The 18488-nt window shown below is 64.7% G+C and carries 20 protein-coding genes and 1 pseudogene; 14 read left to right on the top strand and 7 right to left on the bottom strand.

Annotated elements, in window-relative coordinates; genetic code table 11:
• Nucleotides 1-299: 299 nt before the first annotated feature.
• Nucleotides 300-1127, bottom strand: a complete 828-nt coding sequence (locus tag JaAD80_RS22945) for a metallophosphoesterase family protein (protein ID WP_102297829.1) — start codon at nucleotides 1125-1127, stop codon at nucleotides 300-302.
• A 47-nt stretch (nucleotides 1128-1174) separates the two neighbouring features.
• Nucleotides 1175-2080: a LysR family transcriptional regulator gene (locus JaAD80_RS22940; protein ID WP_102297826.1), complete on the bottom strand. Its 906-nt coding sequence runs from the start codon at nucleotides 2078-2080 to the stop codon at nucleotides 1175-1177.
• 130 nt (nucleotides 2081-2210) lie between these two features.
• Here JaAD80_RS22940 and JaAD80_RS22935 point away from each other — a divergent pair, with 130 nt between their 5' ends.
• Nucleotides 2211-3077 (top strand): pirin family protein, encoded by an 867-nt coding sequence (locus JaAD80_RS22935; RefSeq protein WP_102297823.1) that lies wholly within the window; start codon nucleotides 2211-2213, stop codon nucleotides 3075-3077.
• A gap of 126 nt (nucleotides 3078-3203) precedes the next feature.
• The gene (locus JaAD80_RS22930) at nucleotides 3204-3905 is read left to right on the top strand and encodes an isochorismatase family protein (RefSeq protein ID WP_219726867.1); all 702 of its coding nucleotides are present in this window, start codon (nucleotides 3204-3206) and stop codon (nucleotides 3903-3905) included.
• Between the two features lie 5 nt (nucleotides 3906-3910).
• On the opposite strand, the gene JaAD80_RS22925 is transcribed toward JaAD80_RS22930, so the two are convergent.
• The gene (locus tag JaAD80_RS22925) at nucleotides 3911-4672 is read right to left on the bottom strand and encodes an ABC transporter substrate-binding protein (RefSeq protein ID WP_102297820.1); all 762 of its coding nucleotides are present in this window, start codon (nucleotides 4670-4672) and stop codon (nucleotides 3911-3913) included.
• 222 nt (nucleotides 4673-4894) lie between these two features.
• Here JaAD80_RS22925 and pnuC point away from each other — a divergent pair, with 222 nt between their 5' ends.
• From pnuC to JaAD80_RS22915, 3 genes and pseudogenes are all read left to right on the top strand, one after another.
• Nucleotides 4895-5506 carry a nicotinamide riboside transporter PnuC gene (pnuC, locus tag JaAD80_RS22920; RefSeq protein ID WP_102297818.1) on the top strand — a complete coding sequence of 204 codons (612 nt, stop codon included), beginning with the start codon at nucleotides 4895-4897 and terminating at the stop codon, nucleotides 5504-5506.
• A 332-nt stretch (nucleotides 5507-5838) separates the two neighbouring features.
• A pseudogene (locus tag JaAD80_RS32055) lies at nucleotides 5839-6258 on the top strand (TonB-dependent receptor plug domain-containing protein); the annotation flags it as partial.
• Between the two features lie 142 nt (nucleotides 6259-6400).
• On the top strand, nucleotides 6401-8407 hold the full coding sequence (locus JaAD80_RS22915) for a TonB-dependent receptor domain-containing protein (protein WP_374755268.1): 2007 nt from the start codon (nucleotides 6401-6403) through the stop codon (nucleotides 8405-8407).
• 10 nt (nucleotides 8408-8417) lie between these two features.
• Here JaAD80_RS22915 and JaAD80_RS22910 read toward each other — a convergent pair whose 3' ends face one another.
• A complete protein-coding gene (locus JaAD80_RS22910) occupies nucleotides 8418-9224 on the bottom strand; it encodes a response regulator (RefSeq protein WP_102297815.1) in 807 nt (268 codons plus the stop codon).
• Between the two features lie 342 nt (nucleotides 9225-9566).
• On the opposite strand from JaAD80_RS22910, the gene JaAD80_RS22905 reads away from it, so the two are divergent.
• Genes JaAD80_RS22905 through JaAD80_RS22890 form a run of 4 tightly spaced genes read left to right on the top strand, consistent with a single transcriptional unit; the run spans nucleotide 9567 to nucleotide 14292 of the window.
• A complete protein-coding gene (locus JaAD80_RS22905) occupies nucleotides 9567-10094 on the top strand; it encodes a spore coat U domain-containing protein (RefSeq protein WP_102297813.1) in 528 nt (175 codons plus the stop codon).
• Nucleotides 10095-10105: 11 nt separating this feature from the next.
• A complete protein-coding gene (locus tag JaAD80_RS22900; protein ID WP_258003133.1) occupies nucleotides 10106-10843 on the top strand; it encodes a molecular chaperone in 738 nt (245 codons plus the stop codon).
• Nucleotides 10844-10885: 42 nt separating this feature from the next.
• Nucleotides 10886-13291, top strand: a complete 2406-nt coding sequence (locus tag JaAD80_RS22895; RefSeq protein ID WP_102297810.1) for a fimbria/pilus outer membrane usher protein — start codon at nucleotides 10886-10888, stop codon at nucleotides 13289-13291.
• Nucleotides 13291-14292 (top strand): spore coat U domain-containing protein, encoded by a 1002-nt coding sequence (locus JaAD80_RS22890; RefSeq protein ID WP_102297807.1) that lies wholly within the window; start codon nucleotides 13291-13293, stop codon nucleotides 14290-14292. Before JaAD80_RS22895 ends, JaAD80_RS22890 begins: the two co-directional genes overlap by 1 nt.
• On the opposite strand, the gene JaAD80_RS22885 is transcribed toward JaAD80_RS22890, so the two are convergent.
• The gene (locus JaAD80_RS22885) at nucleotides 14289-14525 is read right to left on the bottom strand and encodes a hypothetical protein (RefSeq protein WP_146012493.1); all 237 of its coding nucleotides are present in this window, start codon (nucleotides 14523-14525) and stop codon (nucleotides 14289-14291) included. The genes JaAD80_RS22890 and JaAD80_RS22885 overlap by 4 nt on opposite strands.
• A gap of 1 nt (nucleotide 14526) precedes the next feature.
• Between JaAD80_RS22885 and JaAD80_RS30855 the strand changes: the two genes are divergently transcribed.
• The 4 genes from JaAD80_RS30855 (at nucleotide 14527) to JaAD80_RS22870 (ending at nucleotide 16982) form a co-directional block, all read left to right on the top strand.
• On the top strand, nucleotides 14527-14715 hold the full coding sequence (locus JaAD80_RS30855) for a hypothetical protein (RefSeq protein WP_180979546.1): 189 nt from the start codon (nucleotides 14527-14529) through the stop codon (nucleotides 14713-14715).
• Nucleotides 14716-14779: 64 nt separating this feature from the next.
• Nucleotides 14780-15337: a helix-turn-helix domain-containing protein gene (locus JaAD80_RS22880; protein WP_071326735.1), complete on the top strand. Its 558-nt coding sequence runs from the start codon at nucleotides 14780-14782 to the stop codon at nucleotides 15335-15337.
• A gap of 156 nt (nucleotides 15338-15493) precedes the next feature.
• The gene (locus tag JaAD80_RS22875; protein ID WP_102297802.1) at nucleotides 15494-15931 is read left to right on the top strand and encodes a CHRD domain-containing protein; all 438 of its coding nucleotides are present in this window, start codon (nucleotides 15494-15496) and stop codon (nucleotides 15929-15931) included.
• Between the two features lie 97 nt (nucleotides 15932-16028).
• Nucleotides 16029-16982: an AEC family transporter gene (locus JaAD80_RS22870; protein WP_102297799.1), complete on the top strand. Its 954-nt coding sequence runs from the start codon at nucleotides 16029-16031 to the stop codon at nucleotides 16980-16982.
• Here JaAD80_RS22870 and JaAD80_RS22865 read toward each other — a convergent pair.
• Both JaAD80_RS22865 and JaAD80_RS22860 read right to left on the bottom strand, forming a co-directional pair.
• Nucleotides 16966-17613 carry an FMN-binding negative transcriptional regulator gene (locus JaAD80_RS22865; protein ID WP_102297796.1) on the bottom strand — a complete coding sequence of 216 codons (648 nt, stop codon included), beginning with the start codon at nucleotides 17611-17613 and terminating at the stop codon, nucleotides 16966-16968. The genes JaAD80_RS22870 and JaAD80_RS22865 overlap by 17 nt on opposite strands.
• Entirely contained in the window at nucleotides 17614-18072 is a 459-nt protein-coding gene (locus tag JaAD80_RS22860; RefSeq protein WP_102297793.1) for an OsmC family protein, read from the bottom strand.
• Nucleotides 18073-18179: 107 nt separating this feature from the next.
• Between JaAD80_RS22860 and JaAD80_RS22855 the strand changes: the two genes are divergently transcribed.
• The coding region (locus JaAD80_RS22855) for a GntR family transcriptional regulator (protein ID WP_146012492.1) at nucleotides 18180-18488 on the top strand (309 nt) is incomplete at its 3' end.

Below are 18488 nucleotides of genomic sequence, written 5' to 3'. Positions count from 1 at the left end.
CGCGCCGACATCATCTGGCAYYCCTTCGATTACGAAGTGCCCGATGAGTGGCACGTGAACCAGGCGCCGCATTTTGCGGTGAACAATGTGTCGACCTCGTCCGTGTTCTACCACCGCTGGCTGGCCTCGATACCCTGGGATATCACGGCCTGGCGCTATGCGGAGCCGGGCGACTGGAACCGTTTTCGCAAGATCCGCTACCTCGGCGTGCGCGCCGTGCGTGCACCAGTCGGAGGCGTCGCCACGCGCGGCGCGCCGGGCCGGCAAGCACCGCCTGCAGCAATTGCTGGCGGGGCGTCTCAAGCCGGACGATTAGCGCCCGAACGACGCGGCTGCAGCTCGACGATGAAGTCCGGGTCAAAGTCGGGATTCTGCGGCGTGCCGTCGCGTGTCTTGTAGCCGCACGGATTGCTGACGACGCGGCATGGGCCCAGCTGATAATCGCGCGAAGCGTGGATGTGGCCATGCACCCACAGGTCCGCCTGCGCGGCCAGTTCTTCCAGGCGCGAGGCATAGGCGGGCGCATGCGCTGCGCCGCCATGGGCGGCGTCGAGCGACTGCAGCGACGGCGCCATGTGGCTGATGACCACCGTGCCGCCGTCAAAGGGCTGCGCCAGTTCGCGCGCCAGCCAGGCTTTTTGCTGCGCGTGGAACATGGCCGTGTCGGCCGCGCGCAACTTGCGAAAGCCCATGCCGGCCAGGCGGATGCGCTTGTAGTCGTTCATCAGGGCTTCCGCGTCGCGCATGGCCGTCTGGCGCGTGTCGTCGCCCAGCAGGCGGAAATCCGTCCACAGGGTGGCACCCAGGAAGCGCACCTTGTTGCCGTCCTGGTCTGCTATCAGATGCGTATTCGCGTCGAGAAAATGCACGTTCGGCGTGGCGGCGCAGGCCGCGCGCAGCTCATGGCGCACCTTGTCCAGGTGGTGGCCATAGCCTTCGTGGTTGCCGTGCACGTACAGCACGGGCAGGCCGGCAAACGCGGTGGCCGCCCAGGCGACGGCGCGCGTGCCCGTGTCGATGTCGCCGGCCAGGATGACGGCGTCGGGACGGCTGATGGCCAGGTCGCCTTGCGGCGCATCGTCGCGCCATAACTCATGGTGCAGGTCGGACAGGATCAATAGACGCATGCGGATTTCCAGGCGCAGGGAGAGACTGCCATCCTACCTGAAAGGCTTCACTCTTCCTGCAGCGCGGCGAACGCCTGCGCCAGGTGGTCGATCAGCATGCGCACGGCCGGCAGCAGGCCGCGCCGCGACGGGAAGACGGCGTGGATGATTTCGCGCTGCGGCCGCCATTGCTCCATCAGCGGCAGCAGGCTGCCATCGGCCACCTGCGCGGTAATCATCATGGTCGGCAGCTGCACCACGCCTACGCCGGCCACGGCCGCGTCGCGCAGGGTCAGCATGTCGCCCGTGACGAAACGCGGCGCATGGCGCAGCTGCGCGCGCGCGCCACCGGGGCCGTACAAATCCCACTGGTAAAGCTGCTGCGGCGCGCCCAGGGCCAGGCTGGGCCAGTCGGCCAAGTCGGCCGGCGCCTGCGGGACGGGCGCGTCGCCAAACAGCAGCGGACTGCCCACCATGCACTGGCTGCGCTCGGCCAGCACGCGCAGCACCAGATCGCTGTCGGGCAGCGGCGGCGGGCGCACGCGGATGGCCACGTCGATGCCTTCGGCCACCAGGTCGACGCGGCGGTTGGTCGCTTCCAGCAGCAGCGTCACTTGCGGATGTTCACGCATGAAACTGGCCAGCATGGGCGCGACCAGCGATTGCAGCAGGGCGATGGGACAGGACAGGCGCACCGTGCCGCGCGGCGCGGCGCGCGTCAGTTCGATGGCTTCCTGCGCCGCTTCCGCCTCCACCAGCATGGCCTTGCAATGCTCGTAAAACGACTGCCCCACCTCGGTGACGGAAAAGTGCCGCGTGGTGCGCTGCAGCAGGCGCACCCCGAGGCGCTCTTCCAGCAGCGCGATGCGCCGGCTCAGCTTGGATTTCGGCATGCCCAGCGCGCGCCCGGCCGGGGCGAAGCCGCCATGGTCGACCACCTGCACAAAATAATACAAGTCATTCAGATCCTGCATGCCCTCTCCTTGGTCGTTCCATTTATAGAACGCTGATGGCACATTTTACCGTCTACCGCACTCATCGTTGCAAGCGTATTCTGTCTCCATCGCAGTTCCACTGCCAAACATACTCGCACAGGAGATCGAGATGAACAAAATCACCGGTATCTACAGCGCACCGCGCCAGCACTGGGTCGGCGACGGTTTCCCCGTGCGCTCGATGTTTTCGTACAACGGCCATGGCAAGCAGCTGAGCCCATTCCTGCTGCTCGACTATGCAGGTCCGGCCGAATTCGCACCCGGCACCCGTCCACCTGGCGTCGGTTCGCATCCGCACCGCGGCTTTGAAACCGTGACGATCGTCTACAAGGGCGAAGTGGCGCACCGCGATTCGACGGGCCAGGGCGGCGTGATCGGCCCCGGCGATGTGCAATGGATGACGGCAGGCGCCGGCATCCTGCATGAAGAGTTTCACTCGCCAGCCTTCACGCAGTCAGGCGGTACCTTGGAAATGGTGCAGCTGTGGGTCAACCTGCCGGCGAAAAACAAGATGGCGGCGCCCGGCTACCAGGCCATCACCAGCGACACCATTCCTACGGTGACGCTGCCGGACGGCGCCGGCTCCGTGCGGGTCATCGCCGGCGAATTCGACGGCCAGCACGGACCGGCCCGCACGTTCTCGCCGATGCAGGTGTGGGACATGCGCCTGGCCCAGGGCAAGTTGACGGAATTGCCCGTCACGCCGGGCTGGAGCACGGCGCTGATCGTCCTGCACGGCACGGTGCTGGTCAACGGCGAGAGCGTGCTGCGCGAAGCGCAGATGGCGCTGTTCGAGCGCGATGGCGACAGCATCACCATCGAGGTGAACAACGACGCAGTGGTACTGCTGCTGAGCGGCGAGCCGATCGACGAGCCGATCGTCGGCCATGGCCCCTTCGTCATGAACAGCGAAGCGGAAATCGTGCAGGCGTTCGAGGATTTCAACAGCGGCCGCTTTGCCCGCATCGCGCCGTAAGCGGCAAGCAGTGAGCAGCAAGCAGTGAGCAGTGAGCAGTGAGCAGTAAGTAATACCCCATGCCGCATCCCGCGGCATGGGCATGCACACGGCGCCGCCAGATGGCGCCACTTCCAGGAGACTACCATGAGCACCCCCGCCAATTTCAACGGTTTGCCCCCGATGATCGATCCCGATGACGCCGTCATGCTGCTGATCGACCACCAGAGCGGCTTGTTCCAGCTGGTGCGCGACATCGAGCAGCACGTGCTGCGCGGCCACGTCACGGCGCTGGCCAAGCTGTCGCGCCTGGCCAACATGCCGACCTTCACCACCGCCTCCGTGCCCGATGGCCCGAATGGCCCATTGATCCCGGAAATCCACCATTTCAACCCGGAAGCCGTCTACATTCCCCGCACGGGCCAGATCAATGCCTGGGACAATCCGGCGTGGGTCGAGGCGATTGAAAAGACCGGCCGCAAGACCCTGCTGATCGCCGGCACGCTCACCAGCGTGTGCATGGCCTTCCCCACGATCAGCGCGCTGGCCGCCGGCTACAAGGTGTTTGCCATCATCGATGCGTCGGGCAACTGGTCGAAGATGGCCACCGACATCACCATGGCGCGCGTCACCCAGGCCGGTGCCGTGCCGATCGACACGTATGCCGTGCTGGCCGAAGTGATGAGCACCTGGAACCGCGCCGACGCGATGGAATTTGCCGCCATCATGACGGACCACATCGTGCCGCCGTACCGCGCGCTGATCGAAAGCTACGACAAGGCGCAGGGCGTGCAAAAGAATGGCCGCGAGACCAAGTTGGAAATCCTCGAAGCGGCCAGCAAGGGCTGAGGGGCCTAAGGCGCCTCGTAGCGGGCGCGGATCGCCGCCAGCGCGCCGCGCTGTTCCAGGCGCGTGATGGCGGCGTTCAGGCGCGCCAGGTCGGCGCTGCTGGTGCTGCGCGCATTGAGCATCAGGTGCACGGGGGCGCGCAGGGCGAGGAAGGGCAGGGTACGCAAGGCCACGCCCTGCTGGCGCGCTTCGTGGCGCACGGCCAGCACGTCGCCCATCAGTAGGTCGGCGCGGCCCGCATCGAGCATGCGCACGCCTTGCTGGAAGCCGCCGAAGGTATTCAGGCGGCTTTCCTTTTCCAGCTGCGCGCGGGCCGCCGCATACTGGGCGCCATACCAGCCCACCTTGGGCGCCAGCAGGGTCGACTTGCCGCGCGCCAGCTGCGCGAAGCTGCCGACCGGCGGCTGGCTGGCGGCATTGCCCGGTTTGCTGAACAGGCCCACGGCTTCGTCGCGGTAGGCGATGGAAAAGCGCGCATACGACAGCCGCTCGGGCGTCTCCGAGGCGGCCAGCATCAGATCCAGCCCGCCTTTCTGGAACAGCAGCTGGCGCCGCGCCGTGGGCAGTTCCGGCAGCGTGACGAGCGTGCATTGCGCTTCCTTGAAGATCGCCTGCAGCAGCTCCAGGTCCAGCCCCGTATAGCTGCCCTGCGCATCGCGGTAGACATACGGCGGCCATTGCTCCAGCGCCATCGTCATGCGGCAGGCCACGGCGGGCGTGGCAGTTACACCAAGCACGGCCGTAAACAGGAAATGGCGCAGGCGCATACGGGAGGTGCTTCCATAGAGTGTCAACTTGCTATCCAATTTGCCAGAATGCCCGGATAAGTCAAGGGGCGAGGGCCGTCAACGGCGCCATGGCCGCGTTTTTCGTGGATTTGTGCGCGCTTTTCGCACAATCGCGGGCGCGCGCCATGGCCAGGCGCGGCGGACAACGGGCAGTGGAATCGGCTATAGTGGCGCCGTGCCTCCACTGCAAAGGAATACCGCTTGACTCCCCCGCTCGAGATCGCCGCCAATGCGCTGATGACTGTTTCCATCATCCTGGCCGGCCGCAACAATATTCATTCCTGGTGGATCGGCATCGTCGGCTGCGTGCTGTTTGCCGTGCTGTTTTACCAGGTCAACCTGTACGCCGACGTGATGCTGCAGCTGTTCTTCATCGTCACCTGCGTCATCGGCTGGCTGCAGTGGCGGCGCGGCGCGGCGGGCCAGCCCTTGCCGATCACGCGCACGGGCTGGCGCAGCCTGGTGTGGATCGTGCCGGCCGGCATCGCCGCCGTCGCCGTCTACGGCATGCTGCTGCACCGCTTTACCAATGCGTATGCGCCCTTCATCGATTCGGCCGTGCTGGTCTTCAGCATCATCGCGCAATTTTTGCTGATGAACCGGCGTATCGAAACCTGGGGCTTCTGGCTGCTGGTCAACACGGTGGCCGTGCCGCTGTACTACAGCCGCGGTCTGCACCTGACGGCCGTGCTGTACGCGGCCTACTGGGTCAACGCGCTGATCTCCTGGTACTGGTGGGGCGTGCAGGCGCGCCGCGCGGCGGCCGCAGCGCCGCCCGTGCCCGGCACGGCCACGACAATCGCCGACGCGTGAATGTTGTCAGATGACAAGTCCTTAGATCCAAATCGTATATACATTCAATTTTTAATTCGTTCACGCCATAAAGGCACCGCGATATAGTGGCATTTCCCCGCTTACCGGTGTCTTTTATGTCGCGCTTTACCCTTTCTGCCATTTTTTCCGCCGCCCGGCACCAGCTGACCATGCACTGCATGGCGCAGTGGATGCCGATGCGTGGCCGCCCACGCATCCCGTAATTCCCGCACGTCCCCCGTTTGTTGTTTGCCCGCTGGCCTGCCCGGTCCGCGTGCCCCCGCTCGGCCTTTTTTATCTGAAAAAGGCTGCAATCCCATCAAGAGGAAACCATGTTCAAACCACTCGCCATCAGTCTTGCCATCGCCGCCGCTTTTCCCGCCGTCTCCACCATCGCCCATGCCGAAGAGGAAATGGCGAGAGTCAACGTGACCGGATCGAATATCCGCGTCAGCGAAAAAGAGGGCGCCAGCGCCGTGCAGATCATCACCGCCAAGGATCTCAAGGCCAGCGGCAAGACCAGCGTCGCCGACGTGCTGCGCGCGATTTCCGCCAATAGCGGCAACAGCTACAACGAGCAGTACACGGGCAGTTTCTCGGCCGGCACCTCGGGCCTGTCGCTGCGCGGCATCGGCCAGAAAAATACCCTGATCCTCGTCAATGGCAAGCGCGTGGCCAGCTATGCCACGGCGCAAAATCTGCAGGAAACCTTTGTTGACCTGAACAGCCTGCCGATGGCGGCCGTGCAGCGCATCGAGGTGCTCAAGGATGGCGCCTCGTCGGTCTACGGTTCCGACGCCGTGGCCGGGGTCGTCAACATCATCCTGTACAAGGAATTCACGGGCACGGACATTACGGCGCAGTGGGGCGGCTCGACCGAAGGCACGGGCCAGCATGAAAAAAAGTGCGGCCCTGCAGACGGGTTTTGGCAAGCTGGAGGAAGACGGCTACAGCCTGGTCTTCTCGATCGACGCGCAGCAGCGCGACAAGCTGCAGCAAAGCGACGTGGCGTGGATGCGCGACGCGGATTTCCGCACGCAGCAGCGCGGCGCGCTGGGCTGGGTTGCCACCAACTACGCGGGCAGCGACCCAACGCGTATCCTGGGCGGCGTGCGCGGCCCGCTGCAACTGGTCAATTACGGCGACATCTCGCCGGGCAAGACGGGGCAAGTGCTGGCCTACAATCCGTCGCCGTATAAAACCCTGATTCCCGGCATCGAGCGCGTGCATACGGCGGCGCGCGCCACCTTTAAACTGAATGCGGAGACGGAAGCGTATGTCGACCTGCTGCACAGCTATTCGCGCGCCGACCAGACCTTCAGCGCGCCGTTGACGGTCAACAATGCCACGCGCGTGTGGAACAATGCCACGCAGGCGCTCGACACGATACCCGTGGTGCTGCCCGTGGGTCATCCGAACAATCCGGGCGCGACGCCCCTGCCGTTCACGGCCACCCTGTTCGACCTGGGGCCGCGCCTGAAGCAGGACCGGGTCACGTTCTACCGCGCCCTGGCCGGCGTGAAAGGCACGCTGGCGGGCTGGGACTGGGATGCGGCCGTGGGCCACTCCAGCAGCAAGCTGGAAGAAACCGTGCAGAACTTCGTCAACCGCTATGAATTCCAGAAGGTGCTGGCCGACGGCAGCTACAATTTCTTTGACCAGTCGCCAAACAGCGAAGCCGTGCGCAACCGTCTGCGCCTGTCGACCCTGCGTCCGGCCGAATCGACGCTCGACACGGTCGACTTTTCGGCCGCGAAAGACCTGTGGCAATTGCCGGCCGGCCCGCTGGGCTTTGCCGCCGGCGCCCAGTGGCGCCGCGAAAAGATGGATTCGCAAACCTCGACGGCCGTGTTGTCAGGCACGGAACTGCGACCGGCCATCAATATCATCAACGGCTCGCGCAGCGTGTCGGCCCTGTTTGCCGAATTCAACGTGCCCGTCGTGAAAGACCTGTCCGTCAACCTGGCGGGCCGCGCCGACCATTACAGCGACTTCGGCAATGCGTTTTCGCCGAAAGCCAGCGCGCGCTACCAGGCGGCGCCGTGGCTGCTGCTGCGCGGCACCGTCTCGCGCGGCTTCCGTGCGCCGTCGTTGCCGGAAATTACGCAAAGCACGGCCGTCAGCTATGTCAGCGTGCTCGATCCGCGCGACCCGATCACGCCGACGCAGACGCGCGGCGTGACGGCCATTACCATCGCCAATACGGCGCTGCGTCCGGAGCGCTCGAATAACCTGAACCTGGGCGTGGTGGTGTCGCCCACCAGCAGTTCGAGCATCGGTCTCGATTACTACCGCATCAAGCAGGAGGGCGTGATCGGCACGGAAAGCGCCACCACCACCCTCGCCAATGAAGCGACCGCGCCGCAAAAGATCACGCGCGATGCCGATGGCCGCATTACCACTCTGTACCGCCAGTACCGCAACCAGGGCCAGCGCGAAGTGTCGGGTATCGACCTGGACCTGCGCCAGCGCTTCATCGACAAGGACTGGGGCAAGCTGACCCTGGCCGGCCAGCTGAGCCGCGTGCTGCGCTTTGCCGAACCGCTGTCCGATGGCGCGCCACTGACGGACGGCGCCGGCACCAATTATTTCGGCTCGATTCCGAAATGGCGCGGCGTCACCTCGGCCACCTGGGAGCAGGGCAAATGGGCCTCGACCCTGACGTGGAACTACGTGGGCAGCTATGCGCAAAGCACGCACCTGGCGGAATCGGTGGCGGCCTTCAGCACGTTTGACGTGACCACCAGCTGGCAAGTCACGCCGGCCGCGAACGTCACCTTCATCGTGCAGAACCTGGCCAACAAGCGCGCGCCGTGGGATTACTCGGCCTCCGGCTTCGACTATACGCAGGCCGACCCGCGCGGCCGTTTTGCCTCGCTCAAGCTGAACTACAAGTTCTAAGCGGCGCGTTCTAGTGGCCGTTTGATACCTGCCGTTGGCCCGCCTGTTCCTGCAGGCGCTGGCGGTAGGCGCTGGGCGTGACGCCCATGCGTTCGCGGAAGGCGGTGGCGAAATTGCCCGCGTTGTGAAAGCCGATCAGCAGGGCGATATCCTGCACGTCGATTTCCGTCTGCTGCAGCAGTTCCACGCCGCGCGCGATGCGCGCTTCGCGGATGAAGGCAAACACCGTCATGCCCGTCTGTTCGCGGAACATCAAGGTGAGTTTCTCGCGGTAGGTGCCGACGCTGCGGGCGATCTCGGACAAGTTCGGCAAGCTGCCCAGGTTGTCGAGGATGAGTTGCTTCACGGCATTAACGAAGACCAGGTCCGGATGCTGCTGGCGCTCGCCGATCGGCGTGGCGGCCGGTGGCGTACTGTTGCTTTTACGCATCAACCCCAGGTGGATATGGATGCGCGCGGCCAGTTCGTCCGGCGTGAACGGCTTCGAGATGTAGTCGACCCCGCCCACCTGCAAGCCCATGATGCGCTCTTTGGCCGCATCGGCGCCGCTAAGGAAGATCACGGGGATCTGCTCGGTTTCCGGGTTGGCCTTGAGCAGGCGGCACGCCGTGTAGCCATCCATTTCAGGCATGCGCACGTCGAGCAGGATCAGGTCGGGATGGGTGGCCAGCGCCAGCTGGTAGCCCTGGTAGCCGTTGAAGGCAATGCTGAAACGATACGGCTGCTCGCTGAGCAGCTCCATCAGCATGCGCTGCTCGAACGCGGAATCGTCCACGATCAGGATGTTTTTTTTAATGGTTTCGCTGGTCAGTGGCATGGCATGGATGACTTAACCAAAAAGCAAGTTGTGGCTTATTATGCCTCGCTTTTTCTTTTTTTTCTGCTTTTCGCGTGTTTCAAAAGATGTTTCTCCGCAAGAAGAAGCGGCAATTTTTTAGATGGCTAATAATCGAATCGTACATTGATTTAAAGCAATGTCGATTGTAAAAAAATATGGTTTGCAATCGAGGCAAGTGGCAGTCCCTCGCGGTTGGACTCCGTAGCGATGTATGTGTTGTCCTGGTTTGCGTGCCCTAGAAAACGCCGGCAATTCCGTGACTATCCTCAGTGCCCTCTTAGACAAGGGCCCGACCATGATGTTTCATCATCCGGAGGCTTTATGTTACGCGTTAAATTTTCTCCTCTTGCCGCAGTGGCCACCGCCGCTGTCCTCGCCGCCGGCGTGCCTGCCATCGGCAATGCCGCCTCGTATTCGAATGGCACCAATACGACGACATTCGACGTCACGCTGAAAATCATCGCCAACTGCGTGATTGCGGCTCTGCCACTCGACTTCGGTCAAACTCAGGGTGTACTGGCTACTGCCGTTAACGTCAATACGACGCTGAACGTCACCTGCACCAATACCACCTTGTACAACGTGGGGCTGAATGCCGGCACGGGCGCCGGTTCTGTCGGCACGACGCGCTATCTGAGCGGCACGGGCGGCAACGCGGCCACGGTGCAGTTCAACCTGTTCCAGACCGCCGGCGCCACGGTCTGGGGCAATACCCAGGGCACGGACACCCTGGGCGGCACGGGTAACGGCACGGCCCAGCCCATCACCGTGTATGGCAACGTGCCGCCGCAGGCCACGCCCATGCCCGATACCTACAAATCGACCATCACCGCCACCGTCTACTTTTAGGCGGAGTGCCCATGACGTTGCGCCGTGCCTTTCTGTCCTGGCCGCTGTTGCTGCTGCTCTTCAGCGCGCCCTGGGCCGGCATGACCGGCGCCGCCAACCTGCAGATTTCGCCCGTGACCCTCACCATGCGGGCCGAGCAGACAGCGGCCGGCATCACCTTGCAGAATCTGGGCGAGGCGCCGCTGTTCGGCCAGGTGCGCGTGTTCCTGTGGGACCAGGCGAATGGCGAGGAAGCGCTGGCGCCGACGCAGGAACTGGTGGCCAGCCCGCCCATCGTGGAAATCGCCGCCAACAGCCGGCAAACCATCCGTCTCGTGCGTACCCAGGCGGGGCCGTCGGCGCAGGAGCGCACCTACCGCGTGCTGATCGACGAGGTGGGGCGCGATGACGATCCCGCGCGCAGCGGCGTCGACATCCGCCTGCGCTACTCGGTGCCCGTGTTCGTGCTGCCCAGCGGCATGCCCGGCAAGGAAGTGCTGGACTGGCAGGTGTTCCGCAAGGACGGTGAATGGATGATGCGCATCAGGAACAGCGGTAATTTCCACGCGCAGATTGGCAGCATGGTGCTGGCCAACCAGGCCGGCAAGGAATTTGCTGTCAGCAAGGGGTTGTTTGGTTATGTGCTGGCAGGGCGCATGCGCGAATGGCGCCTGCCCGTTGCCAGGGACGCCGCGCTCGAAGGACCGCTGGCGATTGCCGTCACCGTCAATGCAAAGGCGCTCGTTGCCAGAAATTCGCCGTCACCCTGAACCTTGCCAGCATGGCGCGCGCCAGCGTAACCGGGTTACACCATGAAATGGTCGCTCACTTGGCAGGCTTGCTCGATGGCGCTGCTGGCCGCCATGGCGCCGGCGGCCAGGACAGCCAATGTGGGCAATGTGGGCAACGTGGCGGAAGCGGCGGGGACAGCTTTATCAGGGGCGGCGGTATCGGGTGCCGACCCTGGCCCGGCCAGCCTGCCCGGTGATCCGGCGGCACCGAATGAATTGTATCTGGAGGTCATATTGAACGCAGAAGCGACGGGACTGATCTTGCGCTTTACCCAGCAGGGTAAGGGCTTGCTCAGCAGTGTGGAGAACTTGCAGCAGCTGGGGCTGGACCCGGCGCGCTTCGGCGCGCCTGGCCAGGCCGAGGTGGCGCTCGACTCCATCCCCGGGCTCAGCTATGACTACGATGCCGCGCGCCAGAGCCTGTCGCTGCGCGTGGACGACAGCCTGCGCGCGCCATTCATGGTCAGCGCCCGTTCCAGCAGCCGCCCGCCGCCGGCCCGGGTCACGCCCGGCGCCGTGCTCAATTACGAAGCGTATGCCGAGCTGGGCCAGACGCGCCGCACGGCCCTGTTCCATGATGTCCGCTACTTCAATGACAGCGGCGTATTCAGCAATACCGGCACCTTGAACCTGGGCGCGGGCCAGCGCCAGTACATGCGCTTCGATACCTTCTGGAATCACGCCGATGCCGAGACGCTGGAAACATGGCAGCTGGGCGACCTCATTTCCGGCTCGCTGAGCTGGAGCCGCGCCGTGCGCATGGGCGGTTTTCAATGGCGCAAGAATTTCCAGCTGCGTCCCGACCTGCTGACCTTTCCCGTCGCCTCGGTCGATGGTTCGGCCCTGGTGCCGTCGTCGCTGAGCCTGTATGTCAATGGGGTGCAGCAATATTCCGCCAGCGTACCCAGCGGCCCGTTCGTGCTGAATCAGGTGGCCGGCATCAATGGCGCGGGGCAGGCGACCGTCATCACGCGCGACGCGCTGGGCCGCAGCGTGGCCATGACCTTGCCCCTGTATGTCGACACTCGCCTGCTGGCCAAGGGCTTGACCGATTTTTCCATCGAAGCGGGCGCCCTGCGGCGCGAGTATGGCCAGCGCGTCTTCGACTATGAAAAGAAACCGGTGGCCAGCGCCACGGGCCGCTATGGCGTGAGCGACAGTGTCACGCTGGAAGGCCATGGCGAACTGGGGCCGGGCGTACTCAACGGTGGCGCCGGCGCCCTGCTGCGCCTGGGGCAGGCGGGTGTCATCAACGGCGCGCTGGCCGTCAGCGCCGGCCGCAGCCGTGGCGCGCAGGCGAGCGTCGGCTACCAGTACCTGGGACCGCGCTACAGCGTCGACCTGCAAAGCGTGCGCGCCAGCGCCCGTTACGGCGATCTGGCTTCGCGCGATGGCAGCCCCGTGGCGCGCGCCGCCGACCGCGTCTCGCTGAACCTGGCCTTGCCCGCAGGGCAAAGCGTGAACTTCAGCTATATCGCCTACCGCGCGCCCGGCATCCCCGCCTCGAAGATCGCCACCGTCGGCTATTCGGCCACCTTGTTCCACGGCATCTTCATCAATGCCAGCGCCTTCCAGGATCTGCGGCAGCGGGACAAGCGGGGATTTTATGTGGGCTTGAGCATGGCGTTTGACAACAATATCGCCTTGAGCGCCAATACCAGCCGGCAAAACGACGCCAATACCCGCAGCGTCTCGGCCCAGCAAAGCGCCGATTTTGGCGGTGGCGTGGGCTGGGCCGTGCAGTCGGGTACGTCGGGCGGCGCGGCCTACCGCCAGGGACAGGTCGATTACCTGGGCAATCTGGGGCGGGTCACGGCGCGCGTGCAGACGAATGCCATGAGCAATGCCGGCTCGCTCGGCGCCGCCGGCGCCCTGGTGCTGATGGACGGCCACGTGGCTGCCGCGCGCCAGGTGGGCAACGGTTTTGCGCTGGTATCGACGGGCGGCGTGGCCGATGTGCCCGTGCTGCATGAAAACCGGCAGATCGGCAGCACCGGCGGCAGCGGCTATTTGCTGGTGCCCAATCTGAATCCTTATGGCAATAACCAGATCAGCATCGGCACCGATGCGCTTGACGTCGATGCGCGCGTGCCCGTGACGAATATCAATGTGGTGCCGAAAATGCTGTCCGGCGTGCTTGCCGCCTTCCCTGTCGAGCGCTACAGCGCCGCCACCATCGTGCTGCAGGATGCCGACGGCAAGCCGCTGGCGACGGGCTTGCCCGTGCTGCACGTGCAAAGCGGCAAGCGCACGGTGGTGGGTTTTGACGGCCTGGCCTTTGTCGACGAGTTGAGCGCGGAGAACGAGTTGCAGATCGGCGACAGCGGCAGCCAGTGCGCGGTGCGCTTTGCGTATGTGCGTCCGGCGCAGGGCGGCTTGCCAATGCTGGGGCCGCTGCGCTGCCTGCCTGCCGGGGGAGGCCGCTGATGCGCCGCCTGCTGCTGTGCCTTATCGTCCTGCTTGGCTGCGCGAGTGGCGCGGCACGGGCCGACACGTGCTCGGTAAGCATGACCAATATCAACTTTGGCAACATCAGCCCGATTTCCGGTACCGATTACACGGCGCAGGCCACGGGCACGTTCAGCTGTGTGTTTTCCTCTCTGAACCTGGGGCAACTGCTGACGCCAAATGCGCAAGTGTGCATTTCCCTGGGCCTGGGCACGAATTCCACGTCGGCGCTGCCGCGCAAGCTGGGCAATGGCAGCAACCGCATGGACTACAACGTGTACGTCGATGGCACGTATGCGCCGGCGAAGATCTGGGGCGGCGCCAGCGTCACGGGCGCGCCATCGACGTTCGCGATGACCCTGTCGGCGGGCTTGCTGGCGCCGCCCGGCACGTATTCCATGAACTTTACCGTGTACGCGAAGATTCCTGCCGGCACGTCATTGGCCGCCGTGCCGACGGTGGCCAATGCCAACACGGTGTACACCTCCAGCTTTGCCGGCGCGGGTACCTATACCTACACCACGTACGGCCTGATCAACCTGGCTGGCTGCACCGTCAACAGCGGCAGCTTCGGTTTTACGGTGAACGCGACGGCCATCAACGATTGCACCATCGGCGTGACGCCGATGGCCTTCGCCAACGCCAGCATCCTGACGGGCAATCTGCGCAGCACCAGCACCGTGTCCGTGCGCTGTGTCAACAACAATGCCTACCAGATCGCCCTCAACGGCGGCGTCGTGGCGGCCAGCGTGGCGGGGCGGCAGATGAAAAATACGCTGACCACGGACAAGGTCAATTACTTGCTGTCGGCCACCCTGGACGGGCCCGTGTGGGGCGACGGCACGGCGGGCACCAGCATGGTGACGGGCACGGGCACGGGCGCCAGCGTGCCGCTGACGATCTTTGGCCGGGTGCCGGCACAGACGTCGCCGCGTCCCGGCGACTACAAGGATACGGTGACGGCGACGATTTATTTTTAGAACGTAACGGTGACGAGGCCGGCGCCGGACGGCGTGGCTTGCTGCTGCAGATGGTAGGGCGTGTTGTGACGGCAATGTACTTGCGCCAGCGCGCGCTGGGTGCTGACGCTGCAGACCTCGTGGATGACGAGGGTGGCCTGGAACGATGCGGAAGAGACGGTACCGGCGGTGGTGGTCTGGCAAAGCGTGAGGGCGAGCAGGGCTGGCAGTACGGCAAACTTCAATGGAGTCATCGTGAACGCATCTGGCAAAAAACGGGCGTGGGCAGCAACGCCGCATGGCATGGCTGACACCGTCTTTCGCACCGGGATTAGGGGAACTGAACGAGCCATGATTGTACTTGAACAAGAAAAGTGTGAGTTTGTGCGTATTTTCAAGCCGCCATCATGGGGTGCTCGAAGCTTTCGATTTGATAGTAACTGAAGTTTCCGTATTGCAACTGCAAGATTTTTCGATTGTTGTGTTGAATCAACGTGAGGAGATGGTCATGAAACATACCAACTTTAATAATTTGCCTTGCCCGATCGCTCGCAGCCTGGGCAAGGTGGGCGAATGGTGGAGCATCCTCATCCTGCGCGAAGCGTTTTACGGCAAGACGCGCTTCGATGAATTTGAAAAGAGCCTGAAGATCGCCCCCACCATCCTCACGCGCCGCCTGGCCGACCTGGTGGAAGGCGGTTTGATGACGCGCCGCCTGTACTGCGCCAAGCCGCCGCGCTACGACTATGTGCTGACCAAGTCCGGGCGCGCCTTCAAGCCCGTGCTGCTGGCCTTTATCGCCTGGGGTAACGAGAATTTCGCCCCGGAAGGCGCCAGCCTCGTCATCGCCAGCCGCGACACGGGCCTGGCCGCCGATCCTGTGCTGGTCGATGCCATGACGGGCTTGCCCATCAATGACGAGTACTACGCATTCGCGCCGGGCCCTGCCGCCAGCGACAGCATGCGCAGCATTATCCTCGATGCGGAAAAAAGCAGCGGCATCGCACCCAAGCCGAAGGCGCCGGCCGCCAACCGCGGCTGGGTGGCGGAAGGCCATCTGGCCTGAAGGCAGGGTGCTGGCGTGCAGCAAGTTTGGTAAAAAGCAAAACGGGCGGGCGGGCTTGCGCTTATTGTCGCTGCAGGTGCAGCAACAGTGCGGCGCCCATGCCCGTGCGCGGGCGTGGCGCCTTCCGTGATCCCACCCCGTTCCAGGAGTACCGTGATGACCACATTGCAAACACACGCCTGCCGCGCTGCAGTGGCGCTGGCGCTGGCCGCCCTGCTGGGCGCTTGTACCCATGGACCCGGCCAGCCCGGCGGCCATGGCGTGACTCTTTCCGGCGCGCAGGAAGTGCCGGCCAATACCAGCACGGCCAGCGGCAGCGGCAATATCCGCGTGGCGCCGGACCGCGGCGTCAGCGGTGGCGTGCGCTACACGGGCATGCTGGCCACCGTGGCGCATATCCACGAAGGGGCGGCCGGCGCGAATGGCCCCGTCATCGTGCCGCTGCTGAAAACCGGCGAAGGCATGTTTGCCGTGCCGCCGAATACCGTGCTGACGCCATCGCAGCAGGCGAGCTACCAGGCCGGTAAACTGTACGTGAATGTGCACAGCGACACGTATCCGGCCGGCGAAATCCGCGCCCAGCTCAAGCCCTGACAGGCCACCGGCGTTTTCTCCGAAACCTCCTTGGGCCGCGCGAGCGGCCTTTTTTTGCGCCCGGCGGGGGATTGCGGGAGCACGCTACAATCGCTGCATGCTGACCATCCTTGCCATCACCTTTCCCTTCTTTGCCCTGGTGCTGTGCGGCTACCTGGCCGTGCGGCGCACCTTGCTGCCGCTGGCCGCCATCGGCGGCTTGAACAGCTTTGTGCTGTACTTCGCGCTGCCGTGCATGCTGTACCGCTTCGGCGCCGCCACGCCCATCGCGCAGCTGCTCGACGCCAGCGTCTTCGGCGTGTATCTGCTGTGCGCCCTGATCATGGTGGGCGTGACCATGGCCATGACCCTGAGCCACCGCATCGACTGGAACAACGCGGCCTTCGGTTCGCTGGTGGCGGCCTTCCCGAACACGGGCTTCATGGGCGTGCCATTGCTATTGACCTTGCTCGGTCCCCGCTCTTCCGGCCCCGTGATCGTCACCATCGTCGTCGACATGCTCATCACCAGTTCGCTGTGCATCGCCCTGTCGCGCATCGGCAGCGGCGGCGCGCACGGCGGCCGCGCGGCCGTCATGAATGCCTTGAAGGGCATGGCGGGCAACTCGATGCCCTGGGCTATCGTGCTGGGCGCCCTGTCGTCGTGGCTGGAACTGGCCTTGCCCAAGCCCCTGATGCAGACGGTGGGCCTGCTGGCCGATGCCGCCTCGCCTGTCGCCCTGTTTACCATCGGCGCCGTGCTGGCGCGCTCGCAGATGAGCACCGCCGACCCGGCACCGCTGGGGGAATACGTGCCCGTGGCGCTGAAAAAACTGCTGCTGCACCCGCTGCTGGTGTGGGGCACGGGCCACGCGGCCATCGCCCTGGGCGCGCCGCTCGACCCGTTCGCCCTGACCTGCATGGTGCTGGTGGCTTGCCTGCCCAGCGCCAGCAACGTCACCTTGCTGTCGGAACGCTTCGGCGCAAACACGGCCCGCATCGCCCGTATCATCCTGGTCTCGACGGCGCTGTCGTTCCTGACGTTTTCAGCGGCTGTCAGCTGGCTGGCGTGACATTGGCGGCGATCAGCGCGCCCAGGGCTTGCGCCGCGCCGGGCTGGCTGTCCTGCGCCAGTCCGCGCGCCATGCTGGCCTGGTCTTCCTGCGTGCGGTTCTGTCCCAGCTTCCACTTGCCCGTGAGGCGCGTGAGGGGAATCTCGATGCCGACGATGGCTTTCAGAAGTTTGTCGATGTAAGCGGTCGGCGCATCGGCCACCTGCCACGGTTGCGCCTGGCCCGCTTCATGGCGCGCCGTCAGGCGTTCCACCAGTCCCAGCAGCCAGGCCGCATCGTCGATGGCGCGCAGGGGGCCGTGCGCATGCGCGACGGCGTAATTGAAGGTGGGGACTTCCTTGCCGCTGATTTGCTTTTCCGCATACCAGGCGGGCGTGATGTAGGCGTGCGGCCCCTGGAAGATCACCATGCAGTCGGTACCTGCGGCGCGCCACAGCGGGTTGGCGCGCGCCACGTGGGCACGCAGGATGCCGAACGGGGCCTCCGGCGTCGGCGCGGCGATCTCGAACGGCAGATGGTCGGCGCACAGGCCGTCCTCGCCGTGGCATACCAGCGCCCCCAGCGGGTGGGCGGCGATCAGGCCGTGCAGCACCTCGAGGCGCTCTTCGCGAAAACTGGAAGGCGTGTACATCTAGGCCTCCTCGACGACGACATCGGCCGTCAGCGAATTGGCGATGTAGCAGCGTTCATGGGCGTCGTGGTGCAGGGCGGCCAGGGCCTCGGGCGAGGGTGGCGTTGCCGCGAACACGATGCGCGGACGCAGCACGATGCGCGTCATGGCCAGGCGGCCCTGCGCATTCTTGCCCAGTTCGCCGATGGCTGCGTCGCGGTAGTCGTCGATGACAAAGCCGCGCTGCGCCGCCAGCGACAGGAAGAACAGCATGTGGCAGCTGGACGTGGCGGCCACCAGCGCCTCTTCCGGATCGATGTTGGCCGCCACCGACATGGGCAGCGGCACGGACAGCGGCGACGAGGAGGCGGGCACCGTCATGCCGCCGTCGAATTGCCAGGCGTGGCCACGGCTGTAGCGCTGGCCGGCAAAATCCTGGCCGTCGCGCTGCCAGGCCACGGTGGCGAAAAACTGCTGCATGGAGGCTCCATGATGAAGGAATCGGAACATCATCTTAGTCGGGATCTTGGCTGTTTAAAACAGCCAATAAGTGCTATCTTGAAGCTACCAATTTAAATGCCTCTTTCATGCCTGCCGCCCACGTCAACCAGATTATCGCCGCCTTGCCGCTCGACCGCGCTGCCGCCGAACCGCTGTTCCGCCAGTTGTATGGCGCCATCAGGGCGGCCATCCTCGACGGGCGCCTGAGTCCCGGCATGCGGCTGCCGCCCACGCGCGAGTTTTGCCGCTTGCTGGGCGTATCGCGCCAGACGGTGCTCAATGCGTACGCGCAGCTGGCGGCGGAAGGCTATCTCGATGGCACGGTCGGGCGCGGCACCTTCATCAGCGCCGACGTGCCGCTGCCTGTCTCCGCGCCAGCGCCGCCCGCCGCCAGC

This window comes from Janthinobacterium sp. AD80, assembly GCF_002878455.1.
Lineage (GTDB): Bacteria > Pseudomonadota > Gammaproteobacteria > Burkholderiales > Burkholderiaceae_D > Janthinobacterium.
The sequence above is the reverse complement of the archived record's forward strand: the minus strand, read 5'-3'. Positions and strand labels throughout refer to the sequence as shown.

Excerpts from the sequence above, each read along its gene's own strand:
- JaAD80_RS22925 (WP_102297820.1), bottom strand. The coding sequence starts at position 4,672 with ATGCGCCTGCGCCATTTCCTGTTTACGGCCGTGCTTGGTGTAACTGCC.
- JaAD80_RS22915 (WP_374755268.1), top strand. The coding sequence starts at position 6,401 with ATGAAAAAAAGTGCGGCCCTGCAGACGGGTTTTGGCAAGCTGGAGGAA.
- JaAD80_RS22910 (WP_102297815.1), bottom strand. The coding sequence starts at position 9,224 with ATGCCACTGACCAGCGAAACCATTAAAAAAAACATCCTGATCGTGGAC.
- JaAD80_RS22895 (WP_102297810.1), top strand. The coding sequence starts at position 10,886 with ATGAAATGGTCGCTCACTTGGCAGGCTTGCTCGATGGCGCTGCTGGCC.
- JaAD80_RS22865 (WP_102297796.1), bottom strand. The coding sequence starts at position 17,613 with ATGTACACGCCTTCCAGTTTTCGCGAAGAGCGCCTCGAGGTGCTGCAC.
- JaAD80_RS22870 (WP_102297799.1), top strand. The coding sequence starts at position 16,029 with ATGCTGACCATCCTTGCCATCACCTTTCCCTTCTTTGCCCTGGTGCTG.
- JaAD80_RS22930 (WP_219726867.1), top strand. The coding sequence starts at position 3,204 with ATGAGCACCCCCGCCAATTTCAACGGTTTGCCCCCGATGATCGATCCC.
- JaAD80_RS22860 (WP_102297793.1), bottom strand. The coding sequence starts at position 18,072 with ATGCAGCAGTTTTTCGCCACCGTGGCCTGGCAGCGCGACGGCCAGGAT.
- JaAD80_RS22935 (WP_102297823.1), top strand. The coding sequence starts at position 2,211 with ATGAACAAAATCACCGGTATCTACAGCGCACCGCGCCAGCACTGGGTC.
- JaAD80_RS22885 (WP_146012493.1), bottom strand. The coding sequence starts at position 14,525 with ATGACTCCATTGAAGTTTGCCGTACTGCCAGCCCTGCTCGCCCTCACG.
- JaAD80_RS22880 (WP_071326735.1), top strand. The coding sequence starts at position 14,780 with ATGAAACATACCAACTTTAATAATTTGCCTTGCCCGATCGCTCGCAGC.
- JaAD80_RS22900 (WP_258003133.1), top strand. The coding sequence starts at position 10,106 with ATGACGTTGCGCCGTGCCTTTCTGTCCTGGCCGCTGTTGCTGCTGCTC.
- JaAD80_RS22905 (WP_102297813.1), top strand. The coding sequence starts at position 9,567 with ATGTTACGCGTTAAATTTTCTCCTCTTGCCGCAGTGGCCACCGCCGCT.
- JaAD80_RS22875 (WP_102297802.1), top strand. The coding sequence starts at position 15,494 with ATGACCACATTGCAAACACACGCCTGCCGCGCTGCAGTGGCGCTGGCG.
- JaAD80_RS22945 (WP_102297829.1), bottom strand. The coding sequence starts at position 1,127 with ATGCGTCTATTGATCCTGTCCGACCTGCACCATGAGTTATGGCGCGAC.
- JaAD80_RS22890 (WP_102297807.1), top strand. The coding sequence starts at position 13,291 with ATGCGCCGCCTGCTGCTGTGCCTTATCGTCCTGCTTGGCTGCGCGAGT.
- JaAD80_RS22940 (WP_102297826.1), bottom strand. The coding sequence starts at position 2,080 with ATGCAGGATCTGAATGACTTGTATTATTTTGTGCAGGTGGTCGACCAT.